The organism is Sphingobacterium sp. ML3W, assembly GCF_029542085.1.
Classification (GTDB): domain Bacteria; phylum Bacteroidota; class Bacteroidia; order Sphingobacteriales; family Sphingobacteriaceae; genus Sphingobacterium.
This window is the reverse complement of sequence record NZ_CP107036.1, coordinates 5,391,817-5,418,581: the sequence shown is the minus strand read 5'-3', so window position 1 is coordinate 5,418,581 and position 26,765 is coordinate 5,391,817. Positions and strand designations below refer to the sequence as shown.

At 41.3% G+C, this 26,765-nt stretch carries 19 protein-coding genes; 14 read left to right on the top strand and 5 right to left on the bottom strand.

The genetic code is table 11. From position 1 onward, the window contains the following. Positions 1-171: 171 nt before the first annotated feature. The 5 genes from OGI71_RS22450 to rhaT form a co-directional block, all read right to left on the bottom strand. Entirely contained in the window at positions 172-3,648 is a 3,477-nt protein-coding gene (locus tag OGI71_RS22450; protein WP_282252104.1) for a SusC/RagA family TonB-linked outer membrane protein, read from the bottom strand. Between the two features lie 108 nt (positions 3,649-3,756). Continuing rightward, on the bottom strand, positions 3,757-5,121 hold the full coding sequence (locus OGI71_RS22445; protein WP_282252102.1) for an FGGY family carbohydrate kinase: 1,365 nt from the start codon (positions 5,119-5,121) through the stop codon (positions 3,757-3,759). 12 nt (positions 5,122-5,133) lie between these two features. Continuing rightward, positions 5,134-6,408 (bottom strand): TIM barrel protein, encoded by a 1,275-nt coding sequence (locus tag OGI71_RS22440; RefSeq protein ID WP_282252099.1) that lies wholly within the window; start codon positions 6,406-6,408, stop codon positions 5,134-5,136. Between the two features lie 80 nt (positions 6,409-6,488). Next, a complete protein-coding gene (locus OGI71_RS22435; protein WP_282252097.1) occupies positions 6,489-8,606 on the bottom strand; it encodes a bifunctional aldolase/short-chain dehydrogenase in 2,118 nt (705 codons plus the stop codon). 15 nt (positions 8,607-8,621) lie between these two features. Then, complete coding sequence (gene rhaT, locus OGI71_RS22430) at positions 8,622-9,698, bottom strand: L-rhamnose/proton symporter RhaT (protein ID WP_282252095.1); 1,077 nt, start codon at positions 9,696-9,698, stop codon at positions 8,622-8,624. A 151-nt stretch (positions 9,699-9,849) separates the two neighbouring features. Here rhaT and OGI71_RS22425 point away from each other — a divergent pair, with 151 nt between their 5' ends. From OGI71_RS22425 to OGI71_RS22360, 14 genes are all read left to right on the top strand, one after another. Next, positions 9,850-10,473: a 3'-5' exonuclease gene (locus OGI71_RS22425; protein WP_282252093.1), complete on the top strand. Its 624-nt coding sequence runs from the start codon at positions 9,850-9,852 to the stop codon at positions 10,471-10,473. After that, on the top strand, positions 10,470-12,395 hold the full coding sequence (locus OGI71_RS22420; RefSeq protein WP_282252077.1) for a DUF294 nucleotidyltransferase-like domain-containing protein: 1,926 nt from the start codon (positions 10,470-10,472) through the stop codon (positions 12,393-12,395). The genes OGI71_RS22425 and OGI71_RS22420 overlap by 4 nt, the downstream gene beginning before the upstream one ends. A 189-nt stretch (positions 12,396-12,584) precedes the next feature. Further along, positions 12,585-13,235: a hypothetical protein gene (locus OGI71_RS22415; protein WP_223581846.1), complete on the top strand. Its 651-nt coding sequence runs from the start codon at positions 12,585-12,587 to the stop codon at positions 13,233-13,235. A gap of 365 nt (positions 13,236-13,600) precedes the next feature. Then, positions 13,601-15,103: a F0F1 ATP synthase subunit beta gene (gene atpD, locus OGI71_RS22410; protein WP_282252075.1), complete on the top strand. Its 1,503-nt coding sequence runs from the start codon at positions 13,601-13,603 to the stop codon at positions 15,101-15,103. 109 nt (positions 15,104-15,212) lie between these two features. Continuing rightward, entirely contained in the window at positions 15,213-15,461 is a 249-nt protein-coding gene (gene atpC / locus OGI71_RS22405; RefSeq protein WP_028071934.1) for an ATP synthase F1 subunit epsilon, read from the top strand. A 396-nt stretch (positions 15,462-15,857) separates the two neighbouring features. Further along, positions 15,858-16,748 carry a branched-chain amino acid transaminase gene (locus OGI71_RS22400; RefSeq protein ID WP_282252069.1) on the top strand — a complete coding sequence of 297 codons (891 nt, stop codon included), beginning with the start codon at positions 15,858-15,860 and terminating at the stop codon, positions 16,746-16,748. Beyond that, positions 16,732-18,432 (top strand): dihydroxy-acid dehydratase, encoded by a 1,701-nt coding sequence (gene ilvD, locus OGI71_RS22395; RefSeq protein ID WP_282252067.1) that lies wholly within the window; start codon positions 16,732-16,734, stop codon positions 18,430-18,432. Before OGI71_RS22400 ends, ilvD begins: the two co-directional genes overlap by 17 nt. A gap of 129 nt (positions 18,433-18,561) precedes the next feature. Next, positions 18,562-20,304 carry a biosynthetic-type acetolactate synthase large subunit gene (gene ilvB / locus OGI71_RS22390; protein ID WP_282252065.1) on the top strand — a complete coding sequence of 581 codons (1,743 nt, stop codon included), beginning with the start codon at positions 18,562-18,564 and terminating at the stop codon, positions 20,302-20,304. An 8-nt stretch (positions 20,305-20,312) separates the two neighbouring features. Further along, positions 20,313-20,903 (top strand): acetolactate synthase small subunit, encoded by a 591-nt coding sequence (ilvN, locus tag OGI71_RS22385; RefSeq protein WP_282252063.1) that lies wholly within the window; start codon positions 20,313-20,315, stop codon positions 20,901-20,903. 4 nt (positions 20,904-20,907) lie between these two features. Next, entirely contained in the window at positions 20,908-21,369 is a 462-nt protein-coding gene (locus tag OGI71_RS22380) for a DinB family protein (protein WP_282252062.1), read from the top strand. 116 nt (positions 21,370-21,485) lie between these two features. After that, positions 21,486-22,967 carry a ketol-acid reductoisomerase gene (gene ilvC, locus OGI71_RS22375; protein WP_257087125.1) on the top strand — a complete coding sequence of 494 codons (1,482 nt, stop codon included), beginning with the start codon at positions 21,486-21,488 and terminating at the stop codon, positions 22,965-22,967. A 179-nt stretch (positions 22,968-23,146) separates the two neighbouring features. After that, positions 23,147-24,544 (top strand): 3-isopropylmalate dehydratase large subunit, encoded by a 1,398-nt coding sequence (gene leuC, locus OGI71_RS22370; protein ID WP_282252061.1) that lies wholly within the window; start codon positions 23,147-23,149, stop codon positions 24,542-24,544. 54 nt (positions 24,545-24,598) lie between these two features. Continuing rightward, positions 24,599-25,189, top strand: a complete 591-nt coding sequence (leuD, locus tag OGI71_RS22365; protein ID WP_223581826.1) for a 3-isopropylmalate dehydratase small subunit — start codon at positions 24,599-24,601, stop codon at positions 25,187-25,189. Further along, entirely contained in the window at positions 25,183-26,661 is a 1,479-nt protein-coding gene (locus OGI71_RS22360; protein WP_282252057.1) for an ATP-binding cassette domain-containing protein, read from the top strand. The genes leuD and OGI71_RS22360 overlap by 7 nt, the downstream gene beginning before the upstream one ends. Positions 26,662-26,765: the final 104 nt, after the last annotated feature.

The window sequence follows — 26,765 nt, the reverse complement described above, 5'->3', positions numbered from 1 at the left end:
TATTCATTAGTCAATTTTCCCCTTAAGGCATTCATGCTGCCTTCGGCGGTTTCAGTTGTGATGAAGCTATCAGATTTATTCATCGAGTGTATGTTTTAAGCGATATTCATGAGCTCGCTTTGCTCGGTTTGAATAAATCATGATGGTTTCATAATCGAATTCATTTTAACATTAAAACTCCAGGCTGACACCACCCGAGAATGTCCGCATAGTGGGATAAGAATAGGCCGCCACTTCAAATCCACCCACCAGTGATTGACGTGGATCGATTCCCGAATGGGCCGTTTTCATAAAAAGATTATCCCCTGAAGCGAATATTCTGAGTTTCTTGATCTTCATTTTTGCCAGTACATTTTCCGGCAAAGTATACCCAATAGTGATATTCTTAAAATTAAGGTACGAAGCACTAAACAAACCTAGATCACTGTATAACCAGCTCCCCGTGGTAGCTCCATTACCATAAGTATTACCATACATGACCATCGGGAATTTTGCACCGGTATTATTTGGTGTCCATGTGTTACCAATAAGTTCTGAAGAGAGCGCTTTACCGGGATCCTCACTGACATACAGGTTGTTTCCATATTCTGTGCTGAAAAACTTTCCTCCCAGCTGATAAGCCAAAGCAAGATAAAGGTCAAAGTTCTTATAGCGTAAAGAAGTGCTAAATCCGCCGATCCATTTAGGAAGCGCACTTCCCATTTCATATCGGCTTGCTTTTGAATAGTCTGTAGTTGTCAGACTCTCGCCCTCTTTATATCCGGGATAAGTACCCGCATCGACATCGGCTTTGGTGACCTGATGGTAAAATAGCGGTAAGCCTGTAGTCTGGTCAACTCCACCATATTTTAGCATGTAAAGGTTAAAGAAATCTTTATTCACCCCACGTAAGTAAGTGATATTTGCGACGGCACTGGTTCCTGCCGCGGCCCAGGCATCTGTACCGGCGGTCCAGTTACCTCCCAGGGCATCTGACCCAACACCACTGGGTACTGCTTTTAATTTTGTTGTATAATGTGTTCCGTTTGTGGACACAGTCCAATTGAAATCCGGTTTCTTAATGATATCAACAGAGAGATCGACCTCAAAACCCTTATTACCTATTTTAGCCGAATTCGTTGCGATCGAAGACTGTCCCTTAGAAATAGCGATCGGCTGGTTCCAGATAGCATTTACCGTAACACGGTTATAATAATCAAGCGATCCGCGTACCCGTCCAAGGAAGCTAAAATCAATACCCGCATCCATCGTGTGGATATTTTCCCAAGTCAATTGATCATTAACATAAGCATTTTGATTTAGTGTAATATTGGCGGGTATCCCAGTTCCGTTTGTGGTCTGGGTGTAGGTGGCCGAATAACTCCAGGTCTGATAACCCGAGTAATTGGAGATACCATTCTGGTTTCCGATCACCCCATAGCTGCCTCGTATTTTCAGGAGATCAATCCAGTTTTTAGCATTTTGCATAAAAGGTTCACTATCGATGCGCCAACCTCCACCAACGGACCAGAAGGTGCCCCAACGTTTGTCTTTCAGTTTAAACTTCGACGATCCATCCCGACGTACGGATCCCTGGAAAAAGTACCTATCGTTGTAGTTGTAGTTGATTCTAGAAAAATAACTTTCCATAGTCCGTTTGTCCTCGCCGCCTCCAGGATTAGGGAAGGTACCACCATCATAACGCCCTACAAAATTGATATACGACGGAAATTCATCAATCAATGCATAAGATGAGCGGTAGTTGAGTTGCTCGTTTTTGAATGAATCATACTCATGGCCCAGGAGTCCCTCCAGATTATGCAAGCCAATTGTTTTTGAATAGTTAAGTAATTGTTGAAGATTTAGGATCGTTGTATTGGATGCTGTTTTACCAAAAGCACCTATACCGGCAGCCTGTCCTGATTCGCTATTCCAATAGCGGGTGCGCATTTCGTTGAATTTGTCCATCGAAACATTCGCTGTAAATGTAAAATCATTGAGAAATTTAGCCTGCCCATAGACCCGTGTTGTCCAGTCATCAGATACGCGTCGATCCAGATCATTGTCTAATACTGTCAACACATTCGTCGATGAAAGCGCTGCCGAGGTCAGACCAAGTGGAGAATAGGTATCCCCTGCAAGCACATGCACTTTATTTTCCCCATTTTCATTAATCAATGCGCCATTCTGATCACGTGCATACAGCTGAACCAAGGGGGTTTGCCCGTTTATAAAACGAAATACATTTGCTGTTGAGCTACCTGGATTCCGTCCAAAGCGCGTCGCTGGCGATTGGGTCGTCCGATTGGAATAACCAATATTAGCACCTAGTTTCAACCAGGTATTAACCTGCGCATCAAAATTGGCACGACCGTTATAGCGTTTGAAAGAAGAACCCCTGATGTAGGAAGGATCCTCAAGGTATCCGCCGGAAAGAAAGTAACTTACTTTCTCATTACCACCAGAAGCTGACAGGTCGTAATCCTGCCGCAATCTATTTTCCAATAAGTAATCATCATAACGATCGCTAAAAAGTAGACGCGCATTGGGATTTAATTTACCATCCGTATTCACGAGATAAGAACCACTCATGGTTGAACTCGCATCGGCCCCCGTACCAGATGGCGTATAAACGGCACCAGGAACATCATATAACATCCAGTTTCCTAAGCTATTTCGCTGAAATTTAGTAGTTGAACCGATATAATCAAACAGGTGGGCACTTGCAAATTCTGCGGCCTGTTCGTGCGACATATTGGGGTTCTGCACATTGGTGGTATATCTTTTTGAGATTCCTGTACCATCTACTCCGTAGCGTGCTGAATTATAAATCGAAAGCCAGGCAAATTCATAAATATCTTTTGGATCAGAGATTTTGTCAAACTGGTAGGGGCCTACCTGATTGACGCCTAATTTACCTTCAAATGAAATCCGTGTTTTACCGGACATCCCTTTCTTTGTTGTTACCAAAACCACACCGTTTGCCCCCCGGGCACCATATAGCGCTGTGGATGCTGCATCTTTCAAGACAGATATACTTTGGATATCCTTTGGATTTAGTGTTGCCAGCGGATTATCATTTTGCGCAGGCACACCGTCGATCACAACGAGTGCATTTGACGTATTCTGACTAGCAGAACCGATACCACGCACCCGAATCCCCATGTCTATCCCCGGCTGACCATCTACCGCTGAAACCTGTATACCCGGAGCGGCTCCTTCCAGCGCCCGGCTGACGGTAGAATTGGATTGCATGTTTAATGCCCTATTATCGATCGTTGATACAGATCCCGTCAGGTCCTTCTTTTTAGCTTCCCCATAAGCTACCACCACAACTTCATCCAGTATCGTATTATCCTCCTGTAGCTCGACACGAAGCGGGGTACCGACAATACCTTCAACGCTTTTGGTCATGTACCCCACATATTGGATCGAAAGAACAACCTTGTTGTTGCTTACGGAGAGGGTAAAATCACCATTTTCATTGGTTGAACTAGCATTTTTACCGCCGACTTCTTTAACCGAGACACCGGCAATGGGCTGGCCGTTCTTGCTATTGACCACATGACCTTGAATAGTTTTCGCGATCTGGGCAACTAACATAAACGGCATCCCCATCAGCATTGTCACGCAAAGAACTAATGAGTAATGTTTTAATTTACTTTCCATTCTGATTAGAGGTTTAATTAATTTTGGTTTAATTTGTTCGTAATTCTATATCGAAGTAATAGAAAACAAACTGAATAGCCATACCGTACTATCCTGTTCTAAAATGATTTACGAAATATTGTGCGACGTAAATAATTTCAATTCCAATAAATTGGCTGGCATGGTAGATGTATTCCAATGTTGATGCATAAGTAATGCGGCCCCCAAGGCTGTCGCTTGGGGCATCGTTGCCGCAAACACCTCAATATCTAGAAACTCGCGGGCCATTAGGCTCATGTATATGGGGTTTTTACTAAATCCACCATCAACGAATATCCGGGATACTGCTGTGCCCTGTAATACTAATCTGGTCGCCGCAACTTGTGCTTTCACCAAATGAAATAACAGGCTATGATAGGCTATTTCATAATTATCATAACGCTGTAAGTCTATTTTTCCAAAAGACTTTAATTCACTGTCATGATCTTCAGCTTCCAAACAGGCAATAATGCCCCAGTCAATTTCCATTAATCTGAATTTGGCTGTTGTTATCTGATAGAAATCCGCAATACGATTTGATTGTATTTCATGTTCATATCCGGCAAATAAGCGCGATGCCTTTACCGGCTTACCCAAATAAGACAAATAGAATAAGCAGTCCTGTTGGAGTTCGCTCATCGTCAATCTGGTTTCATTGAAGGGATTCAGAGAAATACACCAGGTTCCAGTAGAAATTAAGACAAAGGGTTCCTGGAAGAACAGAAGATACGGGATCAATGCCGCCGAGCTGTCATGCAGGCCCACCCCCACCAGATAAGATTTCCCCAAGAACGTACTTTCAAATGCCGTATCGCCAGGATATATCTTTGGGAAAACATGGATCAATCCTTCATCCTCCACCCATTGGTGGTAGCTATTTTTATTGAAATCCCAAAGTGCAGTATGACAACCTATGCTGGTCAAGTCCGAACAAAGTTGGCCCGAAACCAAGAAGCTTAAATATTGCGGCAAGTGCATCGCATGGGTAATATGTCGAAACAAATCAGGTCGCTCACGCTTAAGACGCAAGAGCTGCAATCCTGAATTAAGGCTTCCCAATGCTGGGGATGCAGTCTCTAAGGCAAAAATAGTCTCTCCGCCATAGGTATTGTAGAGTTGTTGTTGAATAGCAAGTGGAAATTCCTTGAGGTAATTATACAAGGGAGTTAAAGGTTTCCCATCGACATCAACATACACCAGACTGGCGCCATATGACGCAAAATTAATTGCACGGATATCAAATTCATGCTTACGCAGCACCTCATGTAGGGCGTCAAATATAGATAGCCGTAGACTCTCCAAATTTTCGCAGGGATCCCCATCTTCGTCTACAGTTTCCATAAATCGAGCAGAACGCTCCCAGACTACTTGATAATTTTGATCAAATAAGAGCAGTTTTTTATTTGTTTTTCCAACATCAAATACGGCAACGACAGGTATAGGTTTATTTTCCATGTCGGTTGTCATTTAGAGACCTGTCGCTACACTATTGCGTCCTCTTTCTTCTATCAGTTTTTCCCGTACCCCCAATGTTCTAAATAAACTTATCGGATCGAGTGCAGCACCACTACGCAAGCGGGCTTCAGCTAGCAGGGGCCTCACATCTGTACGAAAAGCCTGTTGTAAAATCTCCTGGGCAGCAACAACATCATTTTGGCTTTGAGCCGCCCGAAGGGATTTCCGGTCGATCAATAAGGCTTGTGCATAGGCGATTTTAATGGCTTCCACAGATTGTAATAAATCCACCAAAGGATCCTTCAAGTTATGCGAAGCATCAATCATCCATCCCAATCCCGAATCGTGGGCCATTCCTTTTTCATCCATGCCATCAATCAGTTCACTGAAAATCAAAAACAGCTGGTAAGGTTTCATACATCCTGCCGTGAGGTCATCATCGCCATACTTGCTATCATTGAAATGAAAGCCGCCCAATTTACCTTCCATCAACAATAGGGAGACAATCTGTTCAATATTTGCATTGGGAAGATGATGTCCCAGATCAACCAGGGTGAATGCTTTGGGTCCAAGCTTATTTGTCAACAAGAGGGATTGCCCCCAGTCGCCAATGGTTGTCGAATAAAAGTAAGGTTCGAAAGCCTTGTATTCGACAAATAACTTCCAGTCCGCTGGCAGATGACGATAGATTTCCTGCAGACTGGAAAGTGTATGCTGAAATGCCTGACGAAAATTCAACTGTCCGGGAAATGATGAACCATCAGCTAGCCATACCGATAAACATTTGGATCCAAGCTCTTCACCATAACGTATCACTTCGATATTATGGTCGATAGCCTGCTGGCGAACAGCTGGATCAACATGGTGCAATGATCCAAACTTATAGCTGTGTTGCTGCCCCTGTTGATCTTGAAATGTATTTGAATTCATCGCATCAAAGTGGATACCCAAACCACTCGCGAATTGTTTTAATCTGTTTGCATCCTTGGGGATATCCCAGGGGATGTGCAAAGAAATTGCATCACTCGACCTATTTAATGCATGAAGCAAGCCCACGTCTTCAATTTTCTGTTCTAATGTGGCGGGTTCTCCAGCGCCAGAGAAACGTCCAAAACGTGTACCTCCAGTCCCCAGTGCCCAACTGGGAATCGCGATCTGAAATTTTTGTAGTTTTTCTAAGATGTCTTCGATGTGTGGAATTTCCCGAGAAACAAAGTCAAAGGCACGCCGATGTTTCCCCCGGAGCTGGTCATTATGTACTTCAATAGCACATGGGTCTAAAATCATAATAATTGCGTTTTCGGTTTATTTAAAATAGGGTACTGAGTTTCCTTTAGTACAGAAACTCAATACCGAAGATAGCTAAATTAGCGGACAAATGCCATGGCAACACCACCATCCACATTGAGAACATTCCCCGTGGATTTTGATAGTAGACCACCTACAAAAGAGAAGCAAGCGTTTGCTATATCCTCCGGTAAAATAACTTCATTCAACAATGTCCGCTTGGCATAATAGGCCGGCAGCTCTTCTACACGAATCCCATAAGCTTTGGCCCGACCTTCTGCCCATCCCCCGGCCCAGATATTACTATCCGAGATGACCGCATCTGGATTCACTACATTAACACGAATCTTAAAAGGTCCTAACTCCGCTGCACAGAGCCTACTCAGATGCAACTGTGCTCCCTTAGCACTCCCATAGCCGGTATTGTTTGGGCCACTTACCAATGCATTTTTACTGACAATATTAATAATATCACCACCGACACCCTGTTGTTTCAGAATCGGAACCATGGCCTGTGTAACCAAAAACTGCCCCTTAACCAATACATCGAATAGCAGATCCCAATCCGCCTGACTATGCTCTTCTATAGATTTTGAAATGGACAGTCCGGCGTTATTAACGATAATATCAATTCCGCCAAAGGCCAGTAATGTACGCTGTAGTGCTTGCACAATCTGTTGTTCATCCTTCACGTCCATCGCTATCGAAATAACCGAATCTCTTCCAAACTCGCCGACAAACTCCTGCTCACAGCCCGCAAGACGCTCCGTATTGACATCGGTCAGGACAATTACTGCCCCCTCTTGCACCATTTTTCGCGCAATGGCTTTACCTATCCCGCCGCCGCTACCGGTCACGAAGGCAATTTTTCCCGAAAGCGCCTTGGGTTTAGGCATGCGTTGTAGTTTTGCTTCTTCCAATAGCCAGTACTCGATATCAAACGCTTCCTGTCTTGGCAAGGCCGTGTACGCGCTTATGGCCTCGGCTCCTTTCATCACGTTTATGGCATTCATATAGAATTCGGCAGCTACCCTGGCCGTCTGCTTGTCTTTGGCAAACGAAAACAAACCAACACCGGGATACAGCACAATCACAGGATTTTGATCTCTGATGGCAGGACTATCGGCGTGTTTACACTGCTCATAATAGGCTGTATACATGGCGCGATAAGCGGTAAACAGAGGTTCAAGTTTCGCGATGAGTGCTGCGCTATCGTCCAGATCCTCAGATTTATCCAGATTTAACACCAGTGGTTGAATTTTCGTTCGTAAGAAATGGTCCGGACAGCTTGTCCCCAAAGATGCCAATCGTTCTAAGTCATTTGAATTAATAAACTCCAATACGCGTATATCATCCGTAAAATGACCGATCATATGACGTTCGCTAGAACAGAATCCACGCAATACTGGCATCAATTTCACAGCTTGAGATTCCCGTCCGGCCTGATCCAAACTGTCGCTTTTTTGCCCACCAAACACTGGACCTTTCTTTCCATAATTTTGTTCGATATAAGCGGCGCAACGTTCGATCACATCCAACGAGTTCATATAACAGGCATAGGCTGTATCACCCCAGGTAAATAAACCGTGCGATCCAAGCATGATACCCCGTATCCCTGGGTTTTCTTCGAGACAGGCACGTAATTGCAGCCCTAGATCGAAGCCGGGCCGTTGCCAGTCGACCCAACCGATTGTCCCTTCAAATAACTGCTGGGTAATTTCTTTTCCATCTTTGGCTGCGGCAATCGCTATCGCAGCGTCCGGATGCAGATGATCAATATGTTTGAACGGCAAAAAAGCGTGTAAAGGCGTATCTATTGAAGGTGCCTTAGAGGCAAGGTCGAAAATACAATGATTGAACAGCTCTACCATTTCATCTTCCTGATTTATACCTTTATATACTCTTTCAAGATTATGCAGGCGTTCCAGATACAAAGCGGCAAGCCCCGATTTTTTCAGGGTTCCAATATCACCTCCGGAACCTTTTATCCACATCACCTCGACATCTTCACCTGTCAGTGGATCGACCATATTGACTTTACAGGAAGTATTTCCACCACCATAGTTGGTGATGCGAAGATCTGCTCCCAAAATATTGGAACGGTATAACAGCAATGCGATCTCATCCTCGCCAAGCGATTTTGCTTTTTGTTCATCCCATAAATTGTTTACGTATTTGTATGTTTTCACTTCTTCCATATTTATATTTTTACACTAATTTTCCAATGTTTTTGCAAAGCCCACGACACAGATGGACAGGATAATGGTGATTATGCCAGCGATAATAGACCGGTGGGTGGCCCGATCAACCCCCCTCCACTCCTTCAATAAAATACCCCAGGCGTTTGAAATAAGAATGATAAAGGCCATATGTAAAATCCACGAGCTTGCTCCATTTCCAAGACGGCTTTCCCCCATTCCATAGAAAAAGAACTGCAGATACCAAGTTGTACCGGCCAGGGCACAAAGCAGGAGATTTCGCTTTTTGGGAACTTCCTTTTTCGTATACTCCGAAAAGGTTTTATTTTTCAGCAAGAGGTAAAGGCACCAGAGAAAGTTGGTTGTAAAACCGCCCCAAAGGATGACGATATAGGTTACGTTATTTTGATATAAAAATTCGCCTTGTTCCGGATGGCTAGCTTTCCAAAACAGATTGGCAATATCGGCCATTGGTTTACCCGCCTCGATGCCAAAATTAAAACAGGCACTCAGAATGCCCGATATAATCGCAACTGTAATACCCAGGCCAAAATTGTAGTCGGAGCTCCCTGCTTTCGAAAAGGAGGCAAGATGTCTTTCTTTCGATACCCCTGCCTTTCCACAGAGATAGACCCCCAGCAAACATAAAGCGAGTCCAAGGAGAATACATACTCCGGCATTACTGGTGAAAAAGTAGTCTATTCCATGCTTACCTGTTGTTGGGTACATGAAATAATAAATACTTGGCATTAATGAGCCGAAAACCATACTTAACCCCAAAATAATGCTGCTTCCCAACGAGACACCCAAATAGCGAACACCCAGTCCATAGGTCAACCCACCTATCCCCCAGAGTAGACCGAAAAGAAATGTATAGCCAAGAATACTGTTGCTGCTTCCCTTTATAATGTCCATAAAATTGGGTATGGTCAGCATCGCCGCTACAGGAGGAATAATGATCCAAGAAAAAAGCCCGCCAAGAATCCACATGGTTTCCCAGGACCAACCTTTAACCTTCTTATAGGGTACATAAAAACTTCCTGAGGCAAAACCGCCAATAAAATGAAATAAAACTCCAAAAACAGCATTCATAATAATCGTTTAGGTATTACGAAAACTAAAATATACCTTTCCATCGGCTCAACTGTTATGAACTGTTATGGGCATTTGGGAATACCTTTCTTGTCATTGCATATAAAGAGGATTTTAACTAAGTTTAGCTAGAATTAATACACTGAAATTTTTGAAGAAATATCTTTTATTCCTGGATACCGAAACCTCTGGCTTGCCAAAAAAATGGAATCGAAAATATACGGATAGTGAAAACTGGCCCCATGTACTCCAATTGGCCTGGATTATTTTTGATGAAAAACAGCAAGAGGTCAAACGTAGCAATAAATATATCTATGAGCCATTGATTCCGATCAGTCCGGCTTCTGAACAGATTCATGGTCTTACGCCACCCTTTTTGATGAAACATGGTGAAAAGAAGAAGGATGTACTCCGCAAGCTCAGCCACGATATCAAAAAATATCAGCCTCAGCTGATCGGCCATTTTCTTTCTTTCGACCTCCAGGTACTCTGTGCGGAATTTCATCGAACGAATTTACCGATTCCATTTTATGGGCTGAATTGCTTTTGCACGTTGTTGCACAGCAAAAAATATGTACGCAACCCCAACATGGTCCATCTTCCATTGGCATTGCTACACGAAGCACTATTTTCCGAAATCCCCACAGCAATACACAATGCCGAAAAAGATGCTGCGATTACAGCAAAATGCTATTTTGAAATGGTTCGGCGGGCAGAGCTCAGTGAAGAGGATATCGACAAGCAGCAAGGAGAATTCAATAACATCTTATCATGATATCTACTATGAAAAATGCGGAAGACATCCTCGCCTTGCTAAAGTCAACCCACCCCTTTCAAGTACTGCCCGAAACTGTTCAGATCAGTCTTATTGAACTGATGTATCCCTACCGTTTCGCAAAAGACACTTTGGTCTATCGGCAGAATATTACCGACATGGAGGGTGTCGACCTTATACAGAAAGGTGAATATGAAACTTTTTTCTTGGATAGTTCGGACAACAAAAGGCTGGTTGAGATCCATCATAATCCCTACTGTTTTGGTGGGATCTCCGTATTATTGAATCGAACAAAAGCACTCAAATCTGTTCTTGCCAAAAAAGGAACGATCATCTATCGGTTGCCACGGAAGAATTTTATTGAACTCTGCAATGCCAATGAAGAATTCTTTCAATTCTTTACCAATTCCTTTGGAAAACGAATGTTAGATGAAGAGTTCGCCCATTTTGTCAAATCACCGGCCACCTTTGAGGAAAGCTATTTTGCTGCGGATCAGCTCTATTCGCGCAAAATCGAACATATTGTATATAAGGATATTGTTGCTTGTGCATCTGATACACCAATTTATGAGGTTGCACAAACCATGGCTCAGTATAAAGTGAGCTGTGCGTTCATCAAAGATGAAGACCTTATCATTGGCTATGTCACCGACATGACCTTGAGAGACCGTGTTATAGCACAGCAGGTAGCTGCCACAGCACCTATCGCTTCGGTCATGGACAACCCGATAGTCAGCATTTCTAATCAGGCCTACCTGTATGAAGCTGTACTCAAAATGTTTCATACCAAGTCCAGGTACCTGCTCGTTGAAAAAGAAGGTAAATACGTCGGCTTTCTAAGTCGCAATCGGCTCCTGAGCGAGCAGGGGCAATCTCCACTGGTTTTTATCCAATCGGTAAAGCTTGCTGAAACACGCGAAGAGCTACGTGACAAATGGAACAATGTCCCCGAAATCATCCATCAGTTATTGGCTAGAGGGGTTAATGCCGAAATTGCCAATCAAGTCATCACCACCGTTGCGGACAGCATCGCCTTAAAGGTGATCGAGAAAGTTATCAAAGCAATGGGCGAACCACCGGCCAAGTTTGTATTTATGGTCACAGGAAGTGAAGGACGCAAAGAGCAGACACTGATGACAGACCAGGACAATGCTATTATATATGAAGACAAGGCCAACGAACAGCGGGAATATGTAAGAGGTTATTTTCTAAAATTTGCACGGGAGGTTTCGGATCATCTAAACACGATTGGTTTCAGCTATTGTACCGGCGGCTACATGGCTAGCAATCCCGAGTGGACACATTCACTTTCTCATTGGAAAAACAATTATAAGATGTGGATTGAAGAAAGCATTCCGGAAAATGCGATTAAGTTCTCTACCTTTTTCGATTGTCGGAGGTTATATGGTGATCAGTACATCATTGACCAACTGAAAGATTTTCTGACAGTCGAGTTGCAAAAACCCAATGAACGATTTTTTGCGTTCATCGCGAAAAATGCGTTGCAATACGAACCACCGCTGACCTTTTTCAAAACAATAAAAACACAAACCATTGGGTCAACAGAAGTATTTAATATTAAGAAAGCAATGACACCCATCGTCGACCTCGTGCGTGTCTATGCCCTGAAAAATCAAATTTATGAAGAGAATACCGGCGGTAGGTTGAAGGCATTGTTGAATCTGGGAATATTTACCCAAGAACAATATGATGAGCTCCATCAGTCGTATTATTACCTGATGTCCATCCGGCTGAAAAACCAAACGAATCAGATTCGGATTGCAAAGTTGAGTCCGGACAACTATATTGCGATGGAAAACCTGACAAAAATTGAGAAAGCTACATTAAAGGAAATATTTAAAACAATAGGCAATTTCCAATTGGGCATCAAATTGAAGTTTACAAATAATATTTTCGGATAATGGCAGGATAAACAGGTGGCAAGTCGAGCATTGAATCTATTTTAGTTTTATTGTCCTTTAATGTTTTACTGAAATATATTTCACTTTCAATTTTCGTTTTTTCAATAATTCCTTATATTTATCACAGGCATATGCTAGCTTTGTAGCTGGAATATCCCGATTAAACTTATTATAATAACGATAGACAACATGAGCAAATTGAGATTAGCATTTGTATTCTTTACGATTTTATTTATTTCATCGTACACTTTATTACAGGCTCAAACTCCTGCAGCAGCGCCAGTTACCGCCACCCAGCAGGCCAATGATGCTTACAAATACAGCCCGGATGGACTAAGAAAAGGGAGCTTGGCAAATCAGTTTGATCACTTAAATTATATATCAAAAAACAATTATGATTTCAAGATGGTCCGCAAAACCAACCTTGATATTGTAAAAAAGAATGTTGTTGATACTGTAGCCAAGTTGCGCAAGGAAATCAATACCTTAAAATCTTCATCCAGCAACTATACCTCCAATACCAAAAACTTACAGGATTCTATTCAGATATTAAAAGATCAGCTTGCACAGGAACAGCAAAAAACAGATAGTTTTTCATTCTTGGGCATCAATACCTCCAAAGGTTTATATAGCACAGTGGTCTGGACCATCATTGGAGTCTTAGCTGTCGCCACCTTTATCTTCCTATTCTCTTATCGAAAAGCGAAGGTTGACACCGTAGAATTTCAGAAAACAGCGGAACAATCGCAAGAAGAGTTTGCGACATTCCGTAAAAAGGCGATGGAAAAAGAACAATTGCTGAAACGTCAATTGCAAGATGAATTAAATAAAAAGATATAATATAGTCTCCAAAAGACTATATTACTCTATTCCGATCGACCTGAAGCGGCGCTTAATCGTAACCTCGCTTCAGGTCGATCACATTTAGTTACCATGCGAATCTAATTGTATGGCCATTCGAAAAAGGAAGGACTGATGCTAAAAAATAGACGACCAATACGTCGGAAAAAGTATATTTGTGGCTTCAAGAATCGAAACTAACAGAATTACAAGAGATAACATTTTGACCTCCATTAATAAAATTGTAATTTAATTGCAAATTCTATTTGTTTTTAAAAACGAATAACCTTATTTTTGCTGACCAAAAAAGAGGCCTTTTATGTCTCTTATATAAAATTGATTAATAAATATTTAGTCCCTATAATATGCCCAAGATTGGTAAAATAGCGCAGATTATCGGCCCAGTTGTTGACGTCAACTTCGCCGACAGTGAAAATCTACCTAAAATTTACGATGCATTGTACATTCAAAAAGAAAATGGACAACGTGTTGTATTGGAAGTTCAACAACACTTAGGTCAGGATCGTGTACGTACAATTGCCATGGACGCAACTGAAGGTTTGGTTCGCGGAATGGAAGTTGTTGATACTGGTGCTCCTATCAAAATGCCTGTTGGTGAAGAAATCAAAGGTCGTGTATTCAATGTAGTAGGTGATGCCATTGATGGTATCCAAAATTTGAGTAAAGAGAATGGTCGTCCTATCCACAACGTCCCTCCTAAATTCGAAGATCTATCTACTGAATCAGAAGTACTTTTTACTGGTATCAAAGTTATTGACCTTTTAGAGCCATATGCTAAAGGTGGTAAAATTGGTTTATTTGGTGGTGCCGGTGTAGGTAAAACTGTATTAATCCAAGAGTTGATCAACAACATCGCTAAAGGTCACGGTGGTCTTTCCGTATTTGCTGGTGTAGGTGAACGTACACGTGAAGGTAATGACTTATTGCGTGAGATGTTGGAATCAGGTATCATCAAATATGGTGAGCATTTTATGGAAGGCATGGAAAAAGGTGAATGGCCTTTGGACACTGTTGACCACGAATTAATGAAAGAATCTAAATGTACTTTCGTATTCGGTCAAATGAATGAGCCTCCAGGTGCACGTGCACGTGTTGCTTTGTCAGGTTTGACTGTTGCGGAATATTTCCGTGATGGTGATGGCGAAGGTCAAGGTCGTGACGTCCTATTCTTTATCGATAACATCTTCCGTTTTACACAAGCAGGTTCTGAAGTATCCGCGCTATTAGGCCGTATGCCTTCAGCTGTAGGTTACCAACCAACCTTAGCAACTGAGATGGGTTTGATGCAAGAGCGTATTACTTCAACTAAAAATGGCTCAATCACTTCAGTACAAGCGGTATATGTACCTGCCGATGACTTAACTGACCCTGCTCCAGCGACAACATTTGCTCACTTGGATGCAACAACAGTATTGTCTCGTAAAATTGCTGAGTTAGGTATCTACCCTGCTGTGGATCCTTTGGATTCTACATCTCGTATCCTTTCTCCTGCTGTTTTAGGTGCTGAACATTATGACACTGCACAACGTGTAAAAGAAATTCTTCAACGTTACAAAGAATTGCAAGATATCATTGCGATCCTAGGTATGGACGAATTATCTGAAGAAGATAAATTAACCGTTCACCGCGCTCGTCGTGTCCAACGTTTCTTATCACAACCTTTCCACGTAGCCGAACAATTTACAGGTTTAAAAGGTGTATTGGTAGACATCAAAGATACCATCAAAGGCTTCAATATGATTATTGCAGGTGAAGTCGATGAATATCCAGAAGCTGCCTTCAACTTAGTAGGTAACATTGATGATGCTATCGAAAAAGGTAAGAAATTATTAGCAGAAGCAGTTTAATTTAGATATTAGACCATAGGTATGAGATAATAGACTTTCGATTATCTCATATCTATTTGAAAACCTAAAGTTCTCAAATCTCATATCTCAAATCTTATATCTAAGAATAATGAAATTAACAATTATCACTCCCGACAAATTAGTATACGAAGGCGAAGTAACATCTGTTACTGTCCCTGGCTCTGCGGGCTCTTTCCAAATTTTGAAAGACCACGCGGCAATTGTTTCTACTTTGGAAGATGGAAAAGTAATTATTCAACAAGGTAAAGGTGGACAAGAAGTGTTCATTAAAGGTGGCGTCGTGGAAGCAAAAGACAATGTCATTACCGTGCTTGCTGAAGGAATTATCGGAGATTAAATCAATTGATTTTAAAATATTGAAAAGCTTCCGATAGAAATATCGGAAGCTTTTTTTTTAAAGTTTTTTTGACAATTTCTTCATTTTAGGAAGAAAATTGCCCTTTGTAACAAAAAATAATTTTTTGACCATGTAGACCAATTTTAAATACGGTATACGACTAACAAAATTTAAGACCGAAAAAACCAAATAATAACAGTTTAAAATTTTTTAAAACTATAAAATTTAAAATTTTATTCTAAATAGAAAATTAGCACTTTAGCTATTGCCAATTATTGTAATTCCTGCTACCTTGAGGAAATGAAAATCGAAGGTTTTTACCGAGGCCTGAGATAGCATGATTTACCAGCAAAAAACCAAAAGAGGGAATTATTTAAATAAGGGAAATTTTGGGTTATGAAATATTACGACAAGAACACATTGATTTATTTAGACGGAGCTTTTGTAAAAGCTTCTGAGGCTGCATTGAATCCCTTTGCACAATCGCTTCATTATGGCTACGCTGTATTCGATGGTCTACGTGCGTACAATACCCACAATGGCCCGCGCATCTTTAAGGCGGACAAGCATTTTGATCGATTAAAGAAATCTTGTGAAGCGGTTGGAATTCCTTATCAATGGAGCAACCGTGAGCTAATTGACAAATGCTATGAGCTTTTGGCCGTCAACAACTTACGGGAGGCTTATATCCGCCCGCTAGTGCTCACAGGCTCCAATATGCACCTGACCTCCTCTACGGAAGCTAATCTGATGATTGCCGCCTGGGAATGGGGACCTTATCTTGGTCATAACCTGCTACGTGTATGCATCTCTGATATCAAAAGACCTAATCCCAAATCTTTTAAAACTGACTCGAAGATATCAGGGCAGTACGTAAACTCAATTCTGGCAACAACGGAAGCGATTAACAGAGGTTTCGACGAGGCACTTATGCTTGACCATGAAGGTTTCGTCGCTCAAGCTTCCAGTGAAAATATTTTTATTGAGAAAGATTTCAAAATCTATACTCCACCGGCGAAGAATATATTTCCCGGCATTACAAGGCAGACCGTTAAAAACATCTGTAAAAAGTTGAATTTCGAAGTCATTGAAAAACAATTGATGGTAGAAGATATCTATACTGCAGATAGCGCATTCCTATGCGGTACTGCAGCAGAAATTATCGGAATCAAACAAGTCGACGATGTGATCTATCAAGAAGAGTGGGAACACAGTATAGGTGCGTCGATCCAAAGAAGATATAAAAATTTAGTATTAGAGAACGAAAATTATGAAGTCATTATCTAACGGCGAAAATGCAATGAACAAATACAGCCGTACATTTACACAAGACGAAACGCAACCTGCTGCTAAAGCGATGCTTTATGGTATCGGTTTGACAGATGCCGATATGGATAAGGCGCAGGTCGGTATTGCCAGCATGGGCTATGATGGTAATACGTGTAATATGCACCTAAATGATTTAGCACAAATCGTCAAAAAAGGTGTTTGGAACAATGACTTAGTGGGTTTGACCTTTGGCACTATCGGTGTCAGTGACGGTATGAGCAACGGTACAGATGGTATGCGTTACTCATTGGTCAGTCGTGATGTAATCGCTGATAGTATCGAAACGATCTGTGGTGGTCAATATTACGATGGTCTGATCTCTATTCCTGGATGTGATAAAAACATGCCCGGTGCTATTATCGCAATGGCCCGTTTAGATCGCCCGTCTTTAATGGTCTATGGTGGTACAATTGCACCTGGACATTATAAAGGTGAGGAATTAAACATCGTCTCTGCTTTTGAAGCCTTGGGACAACGTATATGTGGTAATCTTTCCGACGAAGATTATGAGGGTATCATTAAACATACCTGTCCTGGAGCCGGTGCTTGTGGTGGTATGTATACTGCAAATACAATGGCTTCTGCAATTGAAGCATTGGGAATGAGCTTACCTTATTCTTCTTCTAATCCGGCAATCTCTGAAGCAAAGAAAAATGAATGTTTAGATGCGGGTAAATACATCCGTACCTTACTGGAAAAAGATATTAAACCTTCTGATATCATGACACGCAAAGCATTCGAAAATGCGTTACGTGCCATCGTTATCTTAGGAGGAAGCACCAATGCGGTACTTCACTTTATTGCAATCGGCAAAGCTGTAGGCGTTGACATTTCTCAGGATGATTTCCAACGTATGAGTGATGAAACTCCTGTACTGGCAGACTTTAAACCTTCTGGTAAATACTTGATGCAGGATCTTCAACAATATGGCGGAACTCCTGCCGTAATGAGATATCTCTTGGATGAAGGTTTATTGCATGGCGATTGTATTACTGTAACCGGCAAAACTGTTGCTGAAAATTTAGCTGACGTAAAATCCATTATGGCTTATGATCAGCCTATTATCAAACCGTTGAGCGACCCAATCAAAGCAACAGGACATTTACAGATTCTTTATGGAAACCTAGCTGAAAAAGGCTCGGTAGCGAAAATATCGGGCAAAGAAGGTGAAAAATTTACCGGCCCTGCACGTGTATTCGACGGTGAACATGACTTAGTCGCTGGTATTGCCTCGGGTAGAATTAAACAGGGAGATGTGGTCGTTATTAAAAACGAAGGCCCAATAGGCGCTCCAGGTATGCCTGAAATGCTTAAACCAACTTCGCTAATTATAGGTGCTGGTTTAGGTAAATCCGTGGCATTGATTACCGACGGTCGTTTCTCCGGTGGAACACACGGCTTCGTCGTAGGTCACATTACACCTGAATCTTACAAAGGTGGATTAATCGGCTTGGTACATGATGACGATATCATCGAGATTGACGCTGTTAATAATACAATCAATGTGCAACTTTCTGATGAGGAGATTGCAAAACGTCGTGCAGCTTGGGTACAACCTGCACTAAAAGTGAGCAAAGGTGTGTTATACAAATACGCTAAAACCGTTGCTGATGCATCAGAAGGCTGTGTAACAGATTTATAGGAAATCAAAAAATGGAGACTCTTAGCATCTAGAGATTTAAACAAACGAAATCTCAAATCTAATGTCTCCAAATTTAATATCTAAATACTAAAAAGACTGAATAATCAACAAAACTAAAAAATCAACGTAATGAGTACACTGGAAATAACAGAAAATAAGGCTGCTACCAAGCAGGAAACTCCGACACAAATTTCGGGATCGAAAGCTGTTATGGAGGCCTTATTGAGCGAAGGAGTTGATACCGTATTTGGCTATCCAGGTGGTGCAATTATGCCCATTTATGATGCCCTTTATGATTATACGGATCGTTTGAAACATATCTTGGTGCGTCATGAGCAGGGAGGAATCCATGCAGCGCAAGGTTATGCAAGAACTTCTGGTCGTACAGGTGTCGTCTTCGCGACGAGTGGTCCTGGAGCAACAAACCTAGTTACTGGATTGGCAGATGCCATGATTGACAGTAACCCGATCGTCTGTATTACAGGCCAAGTCTTTGCTTCACTATTGGGAACAGATGCATTTCAGGAAACGGATGTCATGAATATTACCGCACCGGTCACCAAGTGGAACTACCAAGTCACTGACGCAACTGAAATTCCAGCCGCACTCGCAAAAGCATTTTATATTGCCAGCACCGGTCGTCCAGGCCCGGTACTGATCGATATCACCAAGAATGCGCAAATACAATTGTTCGATTACTTCGGTTACGAAAAATGTAATCACGTACGCAGTTATAGACCTGCACCACAGGTCCGCAAAGAGTATGTGGAACAAGCTGCTGAATTAATCAACAACGCAAAAAAACCATTTATACTTTTCGGTCAGGGAATTATTTTAGGTAAAGCCGAGGAGGAATTCAAAGCTTTTATCGAAAAGACGGGCATTCCATCGGCAGCAACTGTCATGGGATTGAGTGCCCTTCCAACAGACCACAAACTTCATGTTGGTATGCTAGGGATGCATGGCAATTATGCACCAAATGTCATGACCAATGAGTGTGATGTTTTAATCGCGATCGGCATGCGCTTCGATGACCGTGTTACAGGCCGATTGGACAAATATGCCAAACAGGCGAAAGTGATCCATTTGGATATTGACCCTGCTGAGATCGACAAAAACGTACAAACGACAGTACCGGTATGGGGTGACTGTAAAGAATCACTTCCAATGCTTACCGAATTGGTAAATGCTGTGGATCATTCTGCATGGTTAGCACAATTCCGTCAGCTTGAACAGGAAGAAATCAAAGAAGTCATCCAAAATGAGCTTCACCCGCAAACGGATATCATGACCATGGGTGAGGTAATCAATGTGTTGAATGAATTGACTGGTGGTGATGCCATTATCACAACAGACGTAGGTCAGCATCAGATGGTGTCCTGTCGTTATGCTAAATTTAACAACAGTAAATCAAATGTAACATCAGGTGGACTGGGAACCATGGGCTTTGGTCTTCCAGCAGCGATCGGCGCCTGGTACGGCGCGCCAGAGAAAACTGTCGTCGCGATCATCGGTGACGGTGGTATTCAAATGACCATTCAGGAATTGGGAACCATCATGCAGTTTGGCGCAAAGGTGAAAATTATGATCTTAAACAATGAGTTCTTAGGTATGGTACGTCAATGGCAACAACTGTTTCATGATAAACGCTATTCATTCGTGAATATCACTAGTCCTGATTTTGTTGCAGTTGCCAAAGGATATTATATCGATGGACAGAAAATTTCAGAACGCAAAGATCTTCGTAATGCCCTTCAGACCATGCTTGAACACGATGGTGCTTACCTATTGGAAGTTATGGTAGGAAAGGAAAACAATGTATTCCCGATGGTTGCACAAGGAACATCCGTATCAGAGATCCGCTTAAAGTAAAGTTTAAAATGGAAAAACAAGAATATACCATTACCCTATATACAGAGAATTCTATCGGTCTTATCGGCAGGATCTCAACGATTTTTTCAAGAAGAAAAATCAATATCGAAAGCTTGAATACCTCCCCTTCCGAAGTAGAAGGCATACATCGATTTACCATTGTCATTACTGAGGCAGAAGATGTTCTACGTAAGCTTTGTCGTCAGTTGGAAAAACAGATTGACATTCTTAAAGCTTACTATAACACCAATGACGAAGTGATCTGGCAAGAACAGGCTTTATATAAAGTCCCTGCTGACGTTGTCAATGAGAAGGTATATGTTGAACGTTTACTACGTCAATATGGTGCCAATGTGGTTGTGATCCGTAATGATTATATCGTTTTTGAAACTGCAGGTCACCGCGAAGAAATTGATAAGTTGACCGACGAATTGACAAAATACGGATTGATCGAATTTGTCCGTGGTGCCCGTATCGCTATCATTAAAGATAGCGCTGGTTTCCACTCCAAATTGGTGCAGTTTGAAGCAAAGGAACCGTCAATAGAAATCGTTGAAAATGAATATCTCGACAAACGGGATGATGTATTTACTATGTAATCAGATGCAAGAAACATTTAAATTTATCTTACAGGCACGCCAAAAATTCATTGAATTGGTGGATAGTCTTTCCATAGAGCAACTCAACAAAATCCCTACTGGATTTAATAATAATATTATCTGGAATTTCGGACATATCGTGGTGAGTACACAGACTTTAGTCTATGTTCGTACAGGTGTCAAAGCAGACAGCTCCTGGGTGAAATACAACGAGGATTACAGAAAAGATACCAAACCCACACGTTTTGTGGAGCAGGCTGAAATTGACGAACTAAAAGAAATTGCCATCAAAAGCATCGAACAGATCGCCAAAGACTACGAAAATGGTGTTTTCGGAGAGATTACTTCTTTTTCTACCGCGACCTATGGTTATCCAATGGATACAGTTGAAGATGTTATCGCTTTGACCTCTGGACATGATAATGTTCATTATGGCTATGCTTTGGCACAACGCAGATGTTTGTAAATTAAAAAAATAGAAATTAAAAAATAAAAAGAGAAGAAAGAAAGCTGGTAAGCCATAAGCTTGAAAAACCAAAATCTCAATTCTCATATCTCATTACTCAATACTAAATCAAAACAATGGCAAATTATTTCAACACCTTACCGCTTAGAGAGCAGTTAGAACAATTAAGTCACGCTGAATTCATGGACAACACCGAATTCACGGATGGAGTAAATGCTTTAAAAGGTAAAAAAATCGTAATTGTAGGATGTGGTGCTCAAGGCTTGAACCAAGGTTTAAACTTAAGAGATAGCGGATTGGATGTATCCTATGCTCTACGTAAAGAAGCTATTGAACAAAAAAGAGATTCTTGGAAAAACGCTACGGACAATAACTTCAATGTAGGAACTTATGAAGAGTTGATTCCAACAGCAGATTTGGTCATTAACTTGACTCCAGATAAACAACATACTTCGGTTATCACTGCAGTTATGCCGTTAATGAAAGAAGGCGCAACCCTATCTTATTCACACGGTTTCAACATTGTTGAAGAAGGCATGCAAATCCGTAAAGACATCACGGTAATCATGGTTGCTCCAAAATGTCCAGGATCTGAAGTACGTGCTGAATACCTTCGTGGATTTGGTGTACCTACTTTGATCGCTGTTCACCCAGAGAATGATCCTCAAGGAAAAGGATGGGCTGAAGCTAAAGCATACTGTGTAGGAACAGGTGGTCACAAAGCTGGTGTATTGAAATCTTCATTCGTAGCGGAAGTAAAATCAGATCTAATGGGTGAGCAAACTATTCTTTGTGGTTTGTTGCAAACAGGTTCTATTTTATCTTTCGACAAAATGATCGAAAAAGGAATTGAAGCTGGGTACGCATCCAAATTGGTACAATATGGTGTTGAGGTAATTACTGAAGCCTTGAAACATGGTGGTGTAAGCGGTATGATGGACCGTTTGAGCAACCCTGCAAAAGTAAAAGCTTTTGAGATCTCCGAAGAACTGAAAGATATCATGCGTCCATTGTTCCAAAAACACCAAGACGATATCATGTCAGGTCACTTTAGCAAGACGATGATGGAAGATTGGGCAAATGGCGATGCTAACTTATTGAAATGGAGAGCTGAAACAGGCGAAACTGCATTTGAAAAAACGCCTGCTGGTGATGTTAAAATTAACGAGCAAGAATACTTCGACAATTATACCTTGATGGTCGCCTTCATTCGTGCTGGGGTAGAATTAGCATTTGAAACAATGGTTGAAGCTGGTATCAAACCAGAGTCTGCTTATTACGAATCATTGCACGAAACACCATTGATCGCAAATACGATCGCACGTAAGAAATTGTTTGAAATGAACCGTGTTATTTCTGATACTGCAGAATACGGTTGTTACCTATTTGATCAAGCTTGTAAACCTTTATTGGCTGATTTCATGAAAACTGTTGACACAGATTTAGTAGGTAAAAACTTTAACGAAAACAAAGATGCAGCAGTTGATAATGCCCAATTAGTTGTTATCAACGAAATTTTACGTGATCATCCAGTAGAAATCGTTGGCCGTAAATTGCGTAAAGCAATGACAGCAATGAAAGCAATCAAAACTGTTTAAAAATTTATACGAATTATTTGTTTTTTAAAGCCGGATAGCATATTGAGGTGAATTCAATCCATAGATATGCTCCAAAATCATGAATATTTCGTAATTTAGTATATTGAAATCAGGGTGATATTGAGACATTTACAATATCACCCTGATTAAAATAAAAATAACATAAGAGAGATTAAAAAATGTCAAAAACATTAGTAGAAAAGATTTGGGATGCTCACGTCGTCAAGCGTGAAGAAGGGTTTCCGGATATTATATATATCGATACTCACTTGATTCATGAGGTTACTTCACCTCAAGCTTTTGATGGCCTACGCAAAAGAGGAATTCCAGTCTTTCGTCCAAAGCAAACGGTAGCTACTGCCGACCATAACGTACCGACCCTCAACCAACATTTACCGATCAAAGAAGAGTTATCGCGATACCAAGTCGATATGCTGACCAAAAATTGTGCTGAATTTGGTATTGAATTATATGGTTTGGGTCATCCTTATCAAGGGATTGTACACGTAATTGGTCCAGAGTTAGGTATCACACTACCCGGTAAAACGATGGTCTGTGGGGATAGCCATACCTCAACACATGGTGCCTTTGGAGCTATTGCTTTTGGTATTGGAACTTCTCAGGTTGAACAGGTCTTTGCGACGCAATGTTTATTGCAGTCCAAGCCCAAAACAATGAAAATTGAAGTTAATGGTACCTTGCAAAAAGGGGTTGGCGCAAAAGATATTATCCTCTATATTATCGCCAAGATTTCTGCTGCAGGTGGTACAGGCTATTTTATCGAATATGCCGGTTCAGCAATCCGCTCTTTGAGCATGGAAGCACGTATGACCATCTGTAACATGAGTATCGAAATGGGTGCACGCGGTGGACTTATCGCACCCGATCAAATTACATTTGATTATGTGGAAGGTCGTGAATTCGCACCAAAAGGAGAAGAATGGGATAATGCCTTAGCCTACTGGAAAACATTGTATTCAGACGAAGACGCCATCTTTGATAAAGTATTGACCTTTGATGCAGCGGACATCGCCCCGATGATTACCTACGGTACAAATCCAGGCATGGGTATGGGTATTGCAGAACATATCCCAGCAACAAATGCACAACCTGAATCAGAAAGACCATCGTATCAAAAAGCCTTAGACTATATGGGCTTTAAGGATGATTCAACAGTCTTAGGTAACCGTGTTGATTATGTTTTCATCGGAAGCTGTACCAACTCCCGTATCGAAGATTTACGTGAAGTAGCTTCATTCGTTAAGGGAAAACAAAAAGCACAGGATGTCGAAGTATGGATTGTACCAGGCTCCAAGCAGGTAGAAAAACAAGCCAAAGAAGAAGGCTTGGATAAAATATTTGAAGCGGCTGGATTCCAATTGCGTGAGCCTGGATGTTCGGCATGTTTAGGGATGAACGAAGACAAAATTCCTGCGGGTAAATATTGTGTTTCAACCTCAAACAGAAACTTCGAAGGACGCCAAGGCCCAAATGCGCGCACCATGTTGGTATCACCACTGACAGCAGCGGCGGCAGCAGTAACTGGTAAAGTAACAGATGTTAGAGAGTTGATCTAGTATTGAATAGTGAGACATGAGAATTGATTTAATTTTGACTTTTTAATTTTTGACATGAAAAAATTTGAAACTTTAACATCACAGGTAGTTCCATTACCTATTGAAAATATTGATACTGACCAAATTATTCCAGCACGCTTTCTAAAAGCGACCACACGAGAAGGCTTTGGAGACAACCTGTTCCGTGACTGGCGTTTTGATAGTGAAAATCAACCCAAAGCAGATTTCGTATTGAATAGCCCAACCTACTCAGGAAAGATATTGGTTGCCGGTAAAAACTTTGGTTGCGGCTCTAGCCGTGAGCACGCTGCATGGGCAATTCAAGACTATGGCTTTGATGTTGTCATCAGTTCGTTTTTTGCAGATATCTTTAAAGGTAACGCCCTTAATAATGGTGTATTGCCGATACAGGTTTCGGAAGAGTTCTTAGCGAAAATCTTCGAACTGGTACACCAAAATCCAAACACAGAGATTATCGTTGATCTCGAAAAACAAACGGTTATGTTAACAGAGACAGGTGACCAATTTGAATTTGAAATCAATCCATACAAAAAATCATGCTTGATTAATGGATACGATGATATCGATTTCATCCTTAATCAAAAAGATTTAATTGAATCATTTGAAACAACAAGAAAATGGTAGACCCAGTCGTCCATATTGCCAATTTAACTATTCAGCATGGTAAAGATACCGTGCTGCAAGGTTTAAATTGGCAAATTTTCCCTGGTGAACAATGGATCTTAGGTGGTCCGAGTGGCACTGGAAAAACAACGCTTGCGAAAGCAATTGCGGGACAACTAAAATATGAAGGTGCCCTATCCTTCCATCTAGATTTGGATAGCCCCTTGCCAGCTATTGTGCATTACGTCTCTAATTGGTTTCAATTTACCAATTTGGAAGGTGATCGCAATTTCTACTACCAACAACGCTACAATAAATTTGCAAAAAACGATACACTAACGGTTTTTGCGGAATTAAAACATTTTGCAAAGGAACAACAGCTATCCTTTGAAGATGTAGCACCTTACCTCTCCATCTTTGGATTTGAAAACTTCAAAGATCAACAGTTGATCGAACTTTCCAGTGGCGAACATAAAAGGCTACAGTTGGTCAAAGCGCTATGGCTTCAACCTCAGCTATTGATTATTGACCAGCCTTATACTGGACTGGATGTACAATCCAGAAAAGATCTGAATCAGGTCTTTGATCAGCTTGCAGAAAAGGGTGTATCACTCCTGCTTATCAGTAATGATGACGAGCAGCCTGATTGCATCAATCGTTTTGCTGAAATCCAGGATGGAAAAATAGTCATTCGTCAAAACAATAGCGAAATTTCAAAAGGAATACCACGAAAGCGAAAGGAATTACCTTATTTCTTGCAACAATCGCCCAAAGTCTCCGCTCCAACCATGGTAAAGATGAAACAGATTCATATTTCTTATGGAGAGAAGCAAGTCTTAAAAAACATCGATTGGGAAGTTAAAGCAGGTGAAAAATGGTTGTTGCAAGGACATAATGGCTCTGGGAAATCGACTTTATTAAGTCTGATCAATGGAGACCATCCGCAGGCCTATGCAAATGATATCCACCTTTTTGGTAAAAAAAGAGGATCAGGAGAAAGTATCTGGGAAATTAAAGAACATCTTGGTATAATTTCTCCCGAATTACATTGGTACTACGATATGAATGCCAATGTAGGACAAACAATCGCTTCGGGGTTCTTCGACTCGATGAGCCTCTATCAGAAATTGGGGTACGAGCAACAGCAGAAGCTGGATCAGGTACTTCATTTTTTCGATCTCAAAGAAGTGAAGCATAAAACATTAGGATCTTTACCCTTAGGCCAACAACGGTTAGCCTTGCTGGCCCGCACCATTGTAAAACATCCCGAATTGCTTATATTAGATGAACCATGTCAGGGATTAGACAAGGAACAATCGCAATATTTCAACGATGTGATCGATGACCTGAGCAAGAATGGCCAGACCCTTATTTATGTCGGTCATTTCCAAAGCCAATTACCAACCTGTATAGACAACAAGATGGTGCTGGAAAAGGGTGAAATTAAATCCGTAGAACGAGTTATCCACAAAAAAGAGCCTTTATCAACATAGAAATTGTGGAAAACGATAATTAACAATAGATATTTAGACGATAGATAATAGATATTAGACAATGGACATGAGCGGATGGATATTCAAATTTTATAAAAATAGCA

What these genes read in the sequence shown, in the direction of transcription:
- OGI71_RS22450 (WP_282252104.1), bottom strand. Translation starts at nt 3,648, where the DNA reads ATGGAAAGTAAATTAAAACATTACTCATTAGTTCTTTGCGTGACAATG.
- OGI71_RS22445 (WP_282252102.1), bottom strand. Translation starts at nt 5,121, where the DNA reads ATGGAAAATAAACCTATACCTGTCGTTGCCGTATTTGATGTTGGAAAA.
- OGI71_RS22440 (WP_282252099.1), bottom strand. Translation starts at nt 6,408, where the DNA reads ATGATTTTAGACCCATGTGCTATTGAAGTACATAATGACCAGCTCCGG.
- OGI71_RS22435 (WP_282252097.1), bottom strand. Translation starts at nt 8,606, where the DNA reads ATGGAAGAAGTGAAAACATACAAATACGTAAACAATTTATGGGATGAA.
- rhaT (WP_282252095.1), bottom strand. Translation starts at nt 9,698, where the DNA reads ATGAATGCTGTTTTTGGAGTTTTATTTCATTTTATTGGCGGTTTTGCC.
- OGI71_RS22420 (WP_282252077.1), top strand. Translation starts at nt 10,470, where the DNA reads ATGATATCTACTATGAAAAATGCGGAAGACATCCTCGCCTTGCTAAAG.
- OGI71_RS22415 (WP_223581846.1), top strand. Translation starts at nt 12,585, where the DNA reads ATGAGCAAATTGAGATTAGCATTTGTATTCTTTACGATTTTATTTATT.
- atpD (WP_282252075.1), top strand. Translation starts at nt 13,601, where the DNA reads ATGCCCAAGATTGGTAAAATAGCGCAGATTATCGGCCCAGTTGTTGAC.
- atpC (WP_028071934.1), top strand. Translation starts at nt 15,213, where the DNA reads ATGAAATTAACAATTATCACTCCCGACAAATTAGTATACGAAGGCGAA.
- OGI71_RS22400 (WP_282252069.1), top strand. Translation starts at nt 15,858, where the DNA reads ATGAAATATTACGACAAGAACACATTGATTTATTTAGACGGAGCTTTT.
- ilvD (WP_282252067.1), top strand. Translation starts at nt 16,732, where the DNA reads ATGAAGTCATTATCTAACGGCGAAAATGCAATGAACAAATACAGCCGT.
- ilvB (WP_282252065.1), top strand. Translation starts at nt 18,562, where the DNA reads ATGAGTACACTGGAAATAACAGAAAATAAGGCTGCTACCAAGCAGGAA.
- ilvN (WP_282252063.1), top strand. Translation starts at nt 20,313, where the DNA reads ATGGAAAAACAAGAATATACCATTACCCTATATACAGAGAATTCTATC.
- OGI71_RS22380 (WP_282252062.1), top strand. Translation starts at nt 20,908, where the DNA reads ATGCAAGAAACATTTAAATTTATCTTACAGGCACGCCAAAAATTCATT.
- ilvC (WP_257087125.1), top strand. Translation starts at nt 21,486, where the DNA reads ATGGCAAATTATTTCAACACCTTACCGCTTAGAGAGCAGTTAGAACAA.
- leuC (WP_282252061.1), top strand. Translation starts at nt 23,147, where the DNA reads ATGTCAAAAACATTAGTAGAAAAGATTTGGGATGCTCACGTCGTCAAG.
- leuD (WP_223581826.1), top strand. Translation starts at nt 24,599, where the DNA reads ATGAAAAAATTTGAAACTTTAACATCACAGGTAGTTCCATTACCTATT.
- OGI71_RS22360 (WP_282252057.1), top strand. Translation starts at nt 25,183, where the DNA reads ATGGTAGACCCAGTCGTCCATATTGCCAATTTAACTATTCAGCATGGT.